The sequence below is a fragment of the Micromonospora globispora genome, assembly GCF_003857015.1.
GTDB classification, from domain to species: Bacteria; Actinomycetota; Actinomycetes; order Mycobacteriales; family Micromonosporaceae; genus Micromonospora; species Micromonospora globispora.
In genome coordinates, this window is sequence record NZ_QGGF01000223.1 from 1 (window position 1) to 12,123 (window position 12,123).

The following is a 12,123-nucleotide window of genomic DNA, read 5'->3' on the forward strand; positions in this document are numbered from 1 at the left end:
CGCCACCGTCGGTCGACCCGGCGAAGGAATCTGACCCCGATACTCCCGAACCCGCTTCTGCCCCGGCCCACTGCCCATCGCTTCACCCTTCCGACAAGGTGTTGCGACGACCGGTTGAATCCGCCCAGTATCGAGCGATCCGCTACACCCAGCGACTCGCCGAGGCCGGCGCCGTCGCCTCCGTCGGTTCCAAGGGCGACTCCTACGACAACGCGATGGCCGAAGCGTTCAACTCCCTATACAAGGCCGAACTCGTCCGCAACAAGGGGCCTTGGCGCGGCTTGGACGACCTGGAGATGGCCACCGTCGAGTACATCGACTGGTACAACAACCGCAGGCTCCACGGCGAACTCGGACACGTCCCACCCGCCGAACACGAGGCACTACACGCGATGACCCACCCGGTCAGCGCACCCCTGAAAACCAGCTAACCAACTCTCCACCAAACCCGGGGCTTGACAAAGCGACGTAGGAACGCCCGCCACCATCGGCCACGTCAGCGGCGGTGGCGTCGACGGCGGAGCACCACAGCCACACCGGCTTGGGGTCGCGGTCGCCGGGTAAGTGCTCGACCTGCAGCCGGATCAGGGTGCCTTCGACGACGGGCAGGTCCCCGTCGTGGTCGATCCAGCAGGTGCGGCGGGTCAACCGCGGGTGCAGCCGGTCCCAGCTGCAGGCGTTGGCGGTGCCGTAGCGGGTCGTGGCGGTGGTGGTGTGGTGCTGCGGTGCCCGCCACGTGTCCGGGTTGTCCAGGCGGAACTCGGGTCCGTGTTTGGGTGGGCGGCCGGTGCTGCCGGGCAGCCGGGGTGGCTTCGGTAGTCGTACTACCCGGTCGGTGCGCAGGCGACCGAGCAGTTCCACCGGCAGATCTGCCAGGACGAACGCCAGTCGGGTGATGTCGTAGCCGGCGTCGGCGACCACAAGGATTTCAGGATCGCCATGGCGCCAGTGCCCTGCGGCGATGAGGCGGCCCACGACGTCGCGGAGCTGGTCGGCGGTCACGGCAGTGGCGTCGTCGGCGGGTCCGAGTCGGACCGCGTCCAGCACCGCGGTCCAGCTGGTGCGCCCGGATTCCAGCGCGGCGACGAACGAGTACGGCCACCCGGGAATCATCTGGGCCTGGCCCTTCGCCCGGCCGTAGACGTGGCAGAACAGCCGGTCTGCCGAGGTGGAGGCGTCCGGGTGCAGCCAGTTACTGACATCGACCGCCAGAACGATCCGACCGTCCACGGTTCTCGGCAACGAGAGCATGCTCAGGGTGGTCCGCAACCGGGCCAGGTCGATGCGGCCGCTGTTCAGCCCGTCGTACAGGGCGCCGTGACCACGCCGGTGCTCGGCCGTCAGCGTGAGATCGACCAGACTGTGCACCGGCCCGTCCGCGCACAGCACCGCGTCGGTGAGCTCAAACAACACGTCCGCCCGCCGGGTCAAGCACTGGTAGAAGTCCCGACGCCATCCCGCCAGCACCGATGCGGGGTCGGTCGTGGGCGTGTCGGGCGGTACCAGCCCGCTCAGGTAGTCCAGAATCGTGGCCACGGCCACCGCCTTGATCTTCGTGTCCTGCCAGGGAAACCGAAGATCATCAAACGGTGGCCGTCTTCCGTCTCCACGACACGCCGCGTCCACACAGGATCGTCCAACCCCGACGGACACCGAAGGTTAAAGACCAAGCTGAGGCCGCCGCCCGCCTCAGGGTCAGCAAGTGGATGCTTTACAACCTGATCCGATCTCGTCGGCTGCGCTCGGTAAAAATAGGGGACCGCCGTCTGATTCCGGTGACGGCTCTGCGGAGCTTCCTCGCCTCGCTTGAGGAGGATGCTGCCTGATGGGTGCAGTGATCGCCTTGCCGCTCCCTGAGCCTGAGGAGCCTCGGCGTCGCCGTTCCAAGAAGCGCGCCAACGGCCAAGGGTCGATCTACCAGCGCAAAGATGGCCGGTGGGCAGGGGCTGCCTACGTCCTGACCGCTGACGGCACCTACAAGCGCGTGCCCGTCTACGGTCGCTCGGCAGAGGAGGTCGACGCCAAGCTCACCGAGATCAAGAGCCGTTCCAATCGCGGTCTGCCGACTGATGCCACCGGATGGACGATCGCTTCGTACGCGGATTACTGGATTGAGCATGTTGCGTCACCCAAGCTGCGTCCGACCACGCTCGTTCGATACCGGTCGTTGGTGGCGCGCTACGTGGTGCCAGCCATCGGAAAGAGGCGCCTCACCGCCCTAACCCCAGCCGATGTGCGGCTCATGCTCGCCAAGGCGGCGTCAACGCGTACCGCCGGCCGGAAGGATCAGCCCGAGGACGAGCGACCCAAGGTGTCGGCGCGAACGGTTCAGCAGGTTCACGCCGTGCTGCGGGCGATGCTCAGCCAGGCCGTGCGCGAGGAGCTGCTTGCCCGCAACGTCGCTCGGTTGGTGCAGGCACCCGCGCCTGGGCGAGAGGAGATCCACCCCTGGGCCGAGGCCGAAGCCCGAGCCTTCCTGGCGGCAGCCCGAGCACATCGGCTGCACGCCCTATTCGTCGTCGCGTTGGCTCTTGGTCTGCGACGCGGCGAACTCCTCGGGCTGCGGTGGTCGGATGTCGACCTGGATGCGGGACAGTTACGGGTGTGGCAGACGTTGCAGCGGGTTCGCGGCGACGGTGTGGTGTTTGGCCCGCCCAAGTCGCGCCGCTCGCGACGGGTGCTGACGATGCCGGTAGTCGTGGTGCAGGCGCTGAAGCGCCACCGCAGCGTCCAGGCGCATGAGCGCAAGCTGGCCGACGGTCAGTGGCAGGAGACAGGGCTCGTCTTCACCACTGCCACCGGTCGTCATGTCGAACCACGCAACCTGAACACCGCCTTCGGCCGGTTGATTGCGCGAGCCGGTGTGCGGCCGATTCGGTTCCATGATCTGCGCCACACCTGTGCCACCCTGCTGCTGGCCGCTGGCGTGTCGCCACGGGTGGTCATGGACATCCTCGGCCATTCGCAGATCGCCGTGACCATGAACATCTACGGACACGTCATGCCGGCAATGCAGCAGGAGGCGGCGGGCCACATCGACGCGGCGCTCAGCGAGCCGGAAGAGGCGGATGATGGCGGAGATGACTGAAGCGGTTGCTGTCGCCGTTGCTGTCACTCACCCCGAAACGACATCTGGGCACCCACCGTGAAGGGTGGATGCCCAGATGATTGCTGGTGCGCCGCCAGGGACTCGAACCCCGAACCCGCGGATTAAGAGTCCGCTGCTCTGCCAGTTGAGCTAGCGGCGCTCGCTGGCAACGGGGAGAAGATTAGCACGGCCCTCGACCCGGGTTCCAATCCGATCCCCGCCTCCCCTCTTCGGCCGAGCTTAACGGGCAAAGCGCATAAAGACCCTCGCCCGGAGCGCGCGGGGCGCTAGGTGATGGCAGTGATACGGCACCATGTCCGCCAGGCACGCGAGAACAGAGGTGGGGATGGGCAGGTTCGCGCGGGGCGGGGCGATGGTGGGTGCCCTGGTCCTCACGGCGTCGCTGGCACTGACCGGGTGCGGGGGCGACCAGAAGAAGCCGGAGTTCGTCAGCGGCGCCCAACAGACCGGCGCCCCCGCCGCGGCGGCGACCACGGACGCGCCGTCACCGCAGGCCGTCGCCCCGCTGACGGTGAACCCGGCCGACGGCGACGACGACCGCCCGATCAGCAGCGAGATCCGCGCGAAGATCCCCGGCGGTGGGGAGGTGACGAAGGTCGTCCTCGCGACCGCCGACGGCGACACCGTCGAGGGCCAACTACGCCGCGACGGGTCGTCGTGGGTGCCGTCGAAGCCGCTGAAGTACAAGACCCGGTACACCGCCACGGTGACCGGCACCGGTACGGACGGCCAGAGCCACCAGGGCACCAGCAGCTTCACCACGATGGCCAAGCCGAAGTCGATGATCGGCTCGGGGCTGTACATGTTCAGCGGCAAGACGTACGGCGTAGCGATGCCGGTGGTCGCCGAGTTCTCCCCCGGCATCCCGAAGAAGGACCGGGCCGCCGTGCAGAAGCGAATGTTCGTGCAGACCGACCCGCCGCAGCCGGGCGCCTGGCACTGGCTCTACAACGGCACGCAGGCGTACTACCGGGCGCCGGAGTACTGGAAGCCGGGCACCACGATCACAGTGCGGCTGGCGCTGGCCGGCATCCCGCTCAGCAACGGCCGCTACGGCAACGTCGACCGGACCGCCACCGCGAAGATCGGCCGCTCCTTCGAGATGAAGGTCGACAACGCGACCAAGCGGATGACCGTGTACCAGGACGGGGCGGTGATCCGCACCCTGCCGGTGAGCCTCGGCAAGGAGAGCACCCCCTCCTCCAGCGGCACCATGGTGGTGATGGAGAAGAAGGAGTCGACGGTCTTCGACACCCGCGACGAGCCGGACCCGGACAACCAGTACGTCACGAAGATCGACTTCGCCCAGCGGCTGACCTGGGGTGGCGAGTACATCCATTCCGCGCCCTGGTCGGAGGGCGTGCAGGGCCGGGAGAACGTCTCGCACGGCTGCGTCAACGTCTCCATGGCGAACGGCAGGTGGCTCTTCGCCCGGACGCTGATCGGCGACCCGGTCACGGTGCGCGGCACCGAGCGCAAGCTCGTCCCGGGCAACGGCTGGACGGCGTGGAGCATGAGCTGGTCGGAGTTCGTCGAGGGCAGCGCACTGCCGGTGCCGGAGGGCGGCGCGGGCCCGGCCTTCTGAGTCGGGGCGTACCGGTGGCCCGGTGGACCGAGGCCGGGGCACGGTGGGTGACCATGGGCGAGCGCACCGCAGGCGCCGGCAGAGACGCTCCTCACTCGCAAACCGCCGGACTTTACCAAAATCGACACAACATGGTCGGGGTGTTTCGGTTCACCCCCCACAACGGGTATCCGTATCGCTGCGTCAGTAGGGGACGATGGGACGGGGTATCACGACTGTGAGGGAAACATGCGAGCTAGCCAGGACGAGCTGACCCGGTGCGGCACCGCCCGGCGCGGCGGGCGACGCCGCGTGTTCGCGGCAGGGGTGCTCGCCGTCGCCATGGCGCTCACCGGCTGTACCAACGGCGACGGTGGCAAGCCGTCGAGCTGGCAGAGCCCCGCGGAAGACCCGCCGAAGGCCACGGCCACCATCACCGAGCCGCAGGCCGACGCCAAGGACGTGCCCGCCTCCACCGGCATCACCTTCACGACGAAGGACGCCGAGGAGGTCACCGTCGAGGTCAAGGACTCGGCGGGCAAGGAGGTCGAGGGCGATCTGGCCGCCGACCGGAAGAGCTGGCTGCCCGACGGCGCCCTGAAGTACGGCGAGACGTACACGGCGACGGTGACCGCGACGGGTGACGACGACAAGCCGGCCACCGCGACGAGCACCTTCACCACCATGGACCGGCCCGCCAAGCAGATCCGGGTCGTCAGCTTCCTCGGCGACAACCAGGTCGTCGGCGTGGGCATGCCGTTGATCGTGAAGTTCAGCCGGGCCATCCCGGAGGACTACCGGGACGACGTCCAGCGCCGGATGACGGTGACCGCGAAGCCGGCGCAGGAGGGCATCTGGCACTGGGTCAGCCCCACCGAGGTCCGCTACCGGCCGAAGGAGTTCTGGAAGGCCAACAGCACGGTGTCGTACCGAATCCAGGCGGGCGGGCTGCCGCTCGGCGACGGCTGGTACGGCCGCTCGGACCTCGCCGTGGACATCAAGATCGGCCCGTCCTTCGTGATGACCGTCGAGAACCGCACCAAGCGGATGACGGTCACCAAGGACGGCAAGGTGATCAAGACGATCCTGGTCAGCCTGGGCAAGAAGACCACCCCCTCGTCCAGCGGCACCATGGTGGTGATCGAGAAGCTGCGCAAGACGGTCTTCGACACCATGGCGGAGCTGGGCCCGGAGGAGGGCTACCGGACGGACATCGACTTCGCCCAGCGGCTCACCTGGGGCGGCGAGTTCATCCACGCCGCCCCCTGGTCGGAGGGGCAGCAGGGCACCGTCAACGTCTCGCACGGCTGCGTGAACGTCTCGATGGCCGACGGCGCGTGGCTCTTCGCCAACACCCGGATCGGCGACCCGATCACGGTCAAGGGCACCGAGCGCAAGCTTCAGAACGGCAACGGCTGGACCGACTGGAACATGAGCTGGGACGAGTACGTCAAGGGCAGCGCCCTGCCGTACGAGCCGGGCACCGGTGCGGAGCCCAGCGCCGAGGCAACACCCTGACCGACCGCGGACCCCAAGGGAGCCCCCTCCGACCGGAGGGGGCTCTCGCGTTTCCGCAGGAGGGCGGAACGACGGAAGCCCCCTCCCGAGGGAGGGGGCTTCCGTTCGTGGGGTGACTGATGGGAATTGAACCCACGACAACCGGGACCACAACCCGGTGCTCTGCCAACTGAGCTACAGCCACCATGCTCTCCGCGCCGGTCGAGCCGGGCGGGGCGCGGACTAATAATAGCCACACCCGGGCCGGCCCCGTCCAGCGGGTTCGGGCCGACCCGCCCGGAGCGGCCCGGCCCGGCGGGTCAGAGCTGGGCCGCGATGGCCTTCGCGCTCTCCACGTCCGGTCCCGGCAGCGGTACGAAGATCGTCCGCCGGTAGTACTCCAGCTCGCGGATGCTCTCCCGGATGTCCGCCAGCGCCCGGTGGGCCAGCCCCTTCTGCGGCTGGCCGAAGTACACCCGCGGGTACCAGCGCCGGCAGAGTTCCTTGATCGACGAGACGTCGATCATCCGGTAGTGCAGGTGGGCGTCGAGGCGCCGCATGTCCCGGGCGATGAAACCCCGGTCGGTCGCGATCGAGTTGCCGCAGAGCGGGGCGCTGCGCGGGTCCTTGACGTGCGTCAGGACGTAGTCGAGGACCATGTCCTCGGCCTCGGCCAGGGTGACCGTGGAGCGGCGGACCTCCTCGGTGAGCCCGGACTTGCCGTGCATGGTCCGGACGATCTCCGGCATCCCGTCCAGCGCCGCCTCGTCGGCGTGGATGACCACGTCGACGCCCTCACCCAGCACGTTCAGGTCGGGGTCGGTGACGAGCGCGGCGACCTCGATCAGCGCGTCCCGGCCGAGGTCCAACCCGGTCATCTCACAGTCGATCCAGACGAGAAGATCAGCCACCGGACCAGACTACGCGTCGCCCACCTCCCCGCGCCTCGGCACCGTCGCCGGGCGAGACCGCTAGGGTTTTTCCGTGCCAGCCGAACCCGTCGCGCCACCCGCCGTCACCGAGGACGATCCGGGCGGCCGTACGGTCCGTCGGCTCGTCACCGTGGTGGCGCTCGCGGCGGTGCTGCCTGCGCTCTACCTTCCCGGCCTGGTGCACGACTTCTTCGACCTGAAGATCTACATGCGGGCGATGGACTGGTGGGCGGCGGGCCACCCGCTCTACGACTACGTCCAGCCGGACCGGGTGCAGGGGGCGCTCTACTTCACCTATCCGCCGTTCAGCGCGCTGCTGCTGCGACCGTTCGCGCTGCTGCCGCTCGGCGTGACCGTCGCGGCCTTCACGATCCTCACCGCGATCGGGGTGGTGGTGACGACGCGGTGGCTGGTGCAGCCGATGATCGAGCGGCACGACCTGCCGCGGGTGTTCACGGTCACGGTGGCCGTCCTGCTGGTCTTCACGGTGGAGAGCACCCGGGAGACCATCACCTTTGGTCAGATCAACATGCTGCTGGTGGTGCTGATCCTGGCCGATCTGCTCTTCGCCGTACCGCAGGAACGTCGCTGGGCCGGCGTGGGCGTGGGGCTCGCGACGGCGCTGAAGCTCTTCCCGGGCATCTTCATCGTCTACCTGCTGGCCACCCGGCGGTGGCGCGCGGCGGTGGTGGCCTCGGCGACCGCGGCGCTGGCCACTCTGCTGGCGGCTGCCGTCGCGCCGTCCGACTCGTGGCGCTTCTGGACCCACGAGCTCTGGGCCACCGACCGGGTGGGGCGCACCGACTACACCGGCAACCAGTCACTGTTCGGCCTGCTCAGCCGGATCACCGCACCGGAGAAGCCGAGCCAGCTCCCGTGGCTGCTGCTGGTCGTCCTGGTCGCCGCGTACGGGCTGTGGCGGGCGGCCCGGGCGGCCCGGGCGGGCGACGCGCTCGCCGGCCTCACCCTGACCGGGCTGGTCGGCGGTCTGGTCAGCCCGATCACCTGGACCCACCACCTGTACTGGTTCATCCCGGCCGTGGTGGTGCTGGTGGACGCGGCCCTGGACGCCGACCGGGGCACGGCCGCAGGGGTACGTCGGCGACGCTGGCTGCTCACCCTCGCCATCGGCACGGCATTCGTGATCATCTACGGGGTGGTGACGTTCCAGGACTGGGGCGTGGCCCCGGCGCGCACCGACAATCCCGCCGAGTTCGTCACCCGCAACGCGTACGTGCTGCTCAGCCTGCTGCTGTTGGCGGTGCTGCCGACCCGGCCGGCCCCGCGGCCTCGCGCAGTTGCACCCTGAAACTTGCACCAAATGGACAGATGTCCCGAGCGGCGCCGTTCGGCGTTAATCTGGTCCCAACTACCTCAAGTATCTCCCAGGTAGCACCGATCCCCCGGTGGCGGTGGCCCTCCGCGTCGGCAGCGCGGAGGGCCACCCGCCGTTCGGCCGGCCGGTCAGCCGTCCGCGTCCGGGTCGTCCGGGCACTCCGCCCGGATCGGACCGTCCACCCGCACCGATCGGGCCGTCTCCTCGGCGCCCTCCGGGGGCCAGGACCAGGTCGTCGTCATCCCCGTGCTCTCCGGCAGGTCGCCCAGCGAGGCGGGTCGCCGGCTGGGCACCGGCCCGATCGCCGGCCGGGGACGGTCCGCGGGGACCGGCCCGACCGGGACCAGTTGCCGCCCGGCCAACGGCCGCCGGTCCCGCGCGGTCGGCTGCGGGCCCAGTCCACTGAGCGAGCTCACGCCGAGCCGGCCGGCGAGCACCGGAACCTGGTCGGGTTCGACGACGAAGACCACCTCACGCGGGCGGACCGGGCGCAGCAGCAGCACCACGGCCAGCGCCACCAGCAGGATTCCGCCGGCCAGCAGTCCCCACGCCGCCCCCGGGAACCAGTCGGCCCGCAGCAGCTCGTCCACGTCGGCGACCAGCACGGCGCGGCCCGGGGTACGGACCGTCTCGAAGCGGGCGCCGAAGCCGCCGTCGGGGTCGGCGTGCCGGGCGGCGGCGCAGAGCGCGACGCCGGCCAGGAGCGCCGGGATCCCCATCGTCAACAGCAGCATTCCGGCGATGGTTCGCACGAACCGCATTCGCGTCGTCTCCCTCGGTAGCCAACTACCCGGCAGACCTTACCGACGCGAACCGCACAATCGCCGGATATCCACGGCAAGCACTCAAAGGGCCGCGGAAAGGCGGCCGGCACCCGTCACGCCTTTGGCGCGTGCTCCCGCCGGGTCCGGGCGAACGCCAGACCGCCGAGCAGCAGACCCGCCAGCCCGGCGACCAGACCGGCGATACCCAGGGCCGTCGCGGTTGCGTCGGAGTCGTCGTCGGCCGGAGCCGCGGCACCGCCGCTGGCCGCCGGGGCCGCCGACGGAGACGCGGCGGTCAGGGTGAGCACCGGCGCCGGGTCCTCCGGCTCCGCCGCGCCCGGCGTCGGCTCCTCGATCCACCGCTGGACGGCGCCGTCGGAATACGTCTGCAGCGTTTTGAAGACCATCCGGTCGACCTGCGGCAGCGGCCCCATCGACACCGGGAACTCCTGGAACTGGCCCGGCTTGATCGCCGCGTCGCCGGAGGCCGTCCAGGTCAGCTTGGACACCGCCTCGGTGAGCTGGCTGCCGTGCACGTCGATCGGCGGGTTCACCTTGCGCTTCTCCACCGTCACCGTCCAGCCCGCCACCGGCATCGTGGAGACCGAGCCGACCGGGGCGTTCTCCGGAAGTACCACCTCCACCTTGGTGGTCGAGGCCCGGTCGCTCTCGTTCGGCGCCCGGAACGCGAACCGGCCGTAGCCGCCCTGGGTCGCCTCGCTCGGGTTCACCGACACGTGCGCCGAGGCGGGCCCGGCGAAGCCGAGCACGGCGGTGGCCACGGCGGCGAGGGCGAGTGCGGCGGCGGTTGCGGAACGCCGGGGACGGAACATCAGCGAGAGCCTCTCTCTTACTTGATCGGCACGGTGGCGGTCACCGTGGCCTGGTCGATGTCGGAGGTGCGAACGGTGAAGCGGAGCTGCCACTCCCCCGCCGCCGGGAAGTTGATCTCCCCGGTGGCGTGGTTGTCGGTCAGCGGCAGCAGCGGGATCTCGATCGGTTCGATCCCGGCCGACGGCAGCGCGGCGGTCGCCTTCCACTCCTTCACCGGCTGCGGCCGGTTGTCCTTCGTGTACGCGTAGAGGTGTACGGAGTTGTTGCCCCGCTCGGCCGGGTCCAGCTCGACCTGAAGGGAGTAGATCGGGCTGGAGAGCGTGGTCGACCAGTAGCCGGCGGGCGTACCGGTCACCTGGGTGGTGGCGGTACGGGCCGGGGTGGTCTGCACCAGGGTCGCCGAGACCCCGAGCACCACGGCGGTGATCGCCAGCTCTACCCCGATCAGCCGGCGCAGCGTGACCGGACGCTGGGCCGCGGTGCGCCGCCTCACCAATGCCCGGGAGTACGCGGCCACGCCGAGCACCAGGACGAACAGCCCGATCTTGATCAGCAGCAGCCGGCCGTACGTGGTGTCGACCAGGGCCTTCGGGGTGGCCACCTCGATCAGGCCCTGCACGGTGCCGGCGAGCAGCAGCGCCGCGACCGCGAGGGCCGCCCAGCGGGACCAGATCGGCAAAATCGCCCCCAGCTCCCGCTCGTCGGCCCGACGCAGCAGGAACACCACGAGCATCACCAGGCCACCGAGCCAGACCGCCATGCTGCCCAGGTGCACCGCGTCCACGAGCACGGAGACCGCCGGCGCCGGCGAGGCCGCCGGGTGGCCGGCCAGCGGCCAGGTGAAGATCGCCGCCCCGCCCAGGATGGTCAGGATGATCCCGTCGCTCCGGCCGATCGGGCCGGCGAAGAGCGGACGGAGCAGGAACGCCGCCGCCGCGAGCAGCCCGAGCCGGACCAGATGCGCGGTGCCGTACGCGCTGCCCAGCATGTCGCTCAGCCCGGAGCCGGTGACGTCGAGGAGCCCACCGCCGGCGGTGTAGGGCACCTGCAACCACAGCTCGGCGAGGGTGGCGAAGGTCAGCAGGCCCAGCCCCGCCCAGGCCAGCCGGGCCGGCCCGCGCCGGGAGAGCCGGCGCGGCCAGAGCGCGGCGAGCACCAGCGCCGGGCCGACCAGCAGCAGCAGGCCGGCATAGCCGAGGTACTTCGCCACCTTGACGGCGTTCTCCACCACCGGGTCGGCCCGGTTGTCCGTACCGGAGTCCACCGGCGGTGGCGAGGGCGCGCCCACCGAGTAGGTGAACGCGCCGGGGACCGGGTGGCTGTCGGCGGAGATGACCCGGAAGCTCACCAGGTAGGTGCCGCGGGCGCCGCCCGGGTCCACCGGGATGGTGATCACCGCGCCCTGAACGGACGGTTCACCCCGGTCGGCACGGGAGCCGTCCGGCGCGATGACCCGGATCTTGCCGGGCACCGTCCGGACCCCCTCGCTGAAGGTGAGCACCACCTCGGACGGCGCGCTCGGCACCACCGCCGAGGCGGCCGGACTGCTGCTGACCAGCACGGCGTGGGCGCTCGCCGGGGCGGCCGGGGCGAGCAGCAGAGCGACGAGGAGGAGCAGCAGACCGGCGACGGCACCCACCCGGGTGGCCGCTCGACGGCCGACGACGGCCACGGGCCGGCGGCGTACGGCAGCAGACATGACCATCATGCTCGCCGATCGCACCCGCCAGCGGCGAACCGCACTCACCCGCGTCCCGGCGCGAGGGCGGTGGGCAGCGGGCGCTCGGGCTCGGCGCTGACCCGGCCGAGCGCCCAGAGCAGACCGGCCTGCACGACGGCGGCCAGGTGTCCCACCTCGTGCACCAGCGCCGTGGTCGAGCTGGCGATGTCCACCGCGCTGGTGCCGGCGAGGCAGGCCGCCAGCACCCACGCGACCGGCAGGAACGCCCGGGCCCGCTCCGGCCGCCACGCGGCCAGCGCGAAGCCGACCGCCAGCGCCGCGTCGAAGGAGGCCATCTCCCGGCTGGTATGCGGGTTCGGCAGCGCGATGGCGAGCTGGGCCACCGCGGCCACCGCGACGGCCACCC

The 12,123-nt window shown here is 70.4% G+C and carries 11 protein-coding genes, 2 tRNA genes and 1 pseudogene; 6 read left to right on the forward strand and 8 right to left on the reverse strand.

The window, feature by feature from the left end:
• On the forward strand, nucleotides 1-431 hold a 431-nt coding region (locus tag DKL51_RS09430), incomplete at its 5' end, for an integrase core domain-containing protein (protein ID WP_221623153.1).
• A gap of 29 nt (nucleotides 432-460) precedes the next feature.
• On the opposite strand, the pseudogene DKL51_RS09435 reads toward DKL51_RS09430, so the two are convergent.
• A pseudogene (locus DKL51_RS09435) lies at nucleotides 461-1,506 on the reverse strand (transposase); the annotation flags it as partial.
• Between the two features lie 83 nt (nucleotides 1,507-1,589).
• Here DKL51_RS09435 and DKL51_RS36235 point away from each other — a divergent pair.
• Nucleotides 1,590-1,826 (forward strand): helix-turn-helix domain-containing protein, encoded by a 237-nt coding sequence (locus DKL51_RS36235; RefSeq protein WP_260428447.1) that lies wholly within the window; start codon nucleotides 1,590-1,592, stop codon nucleotides 1,824-1,826.
• Nucleotides 1,826-3,088, forward strand: coding sequence for a tyrosine-type recombinase/integrase (locus DKL51_RS09445; RefSeq protein ID WP_124811961.1), 1,263 nt, complete (start codon nucleotides 1,826-1,828; stop codon nucleotides 3,086-3,088). Before DKL51_RS36235 ends, DKL51_RS09445 begins: the two co-directional genes overlap by 1 nt.
• Before the next feature lie 84 nt (nucleotides 3,089-3,172).
• On the opposite strand, the gene DKL51_RS09450 is transcribed toward DKL51_RS09445, so the two are convergent.
• Nucleotides 3,173-3,248, reverse strand: a tRNA-Lys gene (locus tag DKL51_RS09450).
• A gap of 186 nt (nucleotides 3,249-3,434) precedes the next feature.
• Here DKL51_RS09450 and DKL51_RS09455 point away from each other — a divergent pair.
• Together DKL51_RS09455 and DKL51_RS09460 are read left to right on the forward strand one after the other, a co-directional pair.
• Complete coding sequence (locus tag DKL51_RS09455) at nucleotides 3,435-4,694, forward strand: L,D-transpeptidase (protein WP_124811962.1); 1,260 nt, start codon at nucleotides 3,435-3,437, stop codon at nucleotides 4,692-4,694.
• Nucleotides 4,695-4,922: 228 nt separating this feature from the next.
• Nucleotides 4,923-6,191, forward strand: coding sequence for a L,D-transpeptidase (locus DKL51_RS09460; protein ID WP_109942909.1), 1,269 nt, complete (start codon nucleotides 4,923-4,925; stop codon nucleotides 6,189-6,191).
• 108 nt (nucleotides 6,192-6,299) lie between these two features.
• Here DKL51_RS09460 and DKL51_RS09465 read toward each other — a convergent pair.
• Both DKL51_RS09465 and orn read right to left on the reverse strand, forming a co-directional pair.
• Nucleotides 6,300-6,375: transfer RNA gene (locus DKL51_RS09465), tRNA-His, on the reverse strand.
• A 115-nt stretch (nucleotides 6,376-6,490) separates the two neighbouring features.
• The gene (gene orn, locus DKL51_RS09470) at nucleotides 6,491-7,081 is read right to left on the reverse strand and encodes an oligoribonuclease (protein WP_109942908.1); all 591 of its coding nucleotides are present in this window, start codon (nucleotides 7,079-7,081) and stop codon (nucleotides 6,491-6,493) included.
• 73 nt (nucleotides 7,082-7,154) lie between these two features.
• On the opposite strand from orn, the gene DKL51_RS09475 reads away from it, so the two are divergent.
• Nucleotides 7,155-8,411, forward strand: a complete 1,257-nt coding sequence (locus tag DKL51_RS09475) for a glycosyltransferase 87 family protein (protein WP_109942907.1) — start codon at nucleotides 7,155-7,157, stop codon at nucleotides 8,409-8,411.
• Between the two features lie 155 nt (nucleotides 8,412-8,566).
• Here DKL51_RS09475 and DKL51_RS09480 read toward each other — a convergent pair whose 3' ends face one another.
• The 4 genes from DKL51_RS09480 to DKL51_RS34835 form a co-directional block, all read right to left on the reverse strand.
• Nucleotides 8,567-9,199, reverse strand: a complete 633-nt coding sequence (locus DKL51_RS09480; RefSeq protein WP_124811963.1) for a hypothetical protein — start codon at nucleotides 9,197-9,199, stop codon at nucleotides 8,567-8,569.
• A gap of 116 nt (nucleotides 9,200-9,315) precedes the next feature.
• A complete protein-coding gene (locus DKL51_RS09485; protein WP_109942905.1) occupies nucleotides 9,316-10,035 on the reverse strand; it encodes a YcnI family copper-binding membrane protein in 720 nt (239 codons plus the stop codon).
• Nucleotides 10,036-10,052: 17 nt separating this feature from the next.
• A complete protein-coding gene (locus DKL51_RS09490; protein ID WP_109942904.1) occupies nucleotides 10,053-11,735 on the reverse strand; it encodes a copper resistance CopC/CopD family protein in 1,683 nt (560 codons plus the stop codon).
• Nucleotides 11,736-11,779: 44 nt separating this feature from the next.
• The coding region (locus DKL51_RS34835) for a hypothetical protein (RefSeq protein WP_185734763.1) at nucleotides 11,780-12,123 on the reverse strand (344 nt) is incomplete at its 5' end.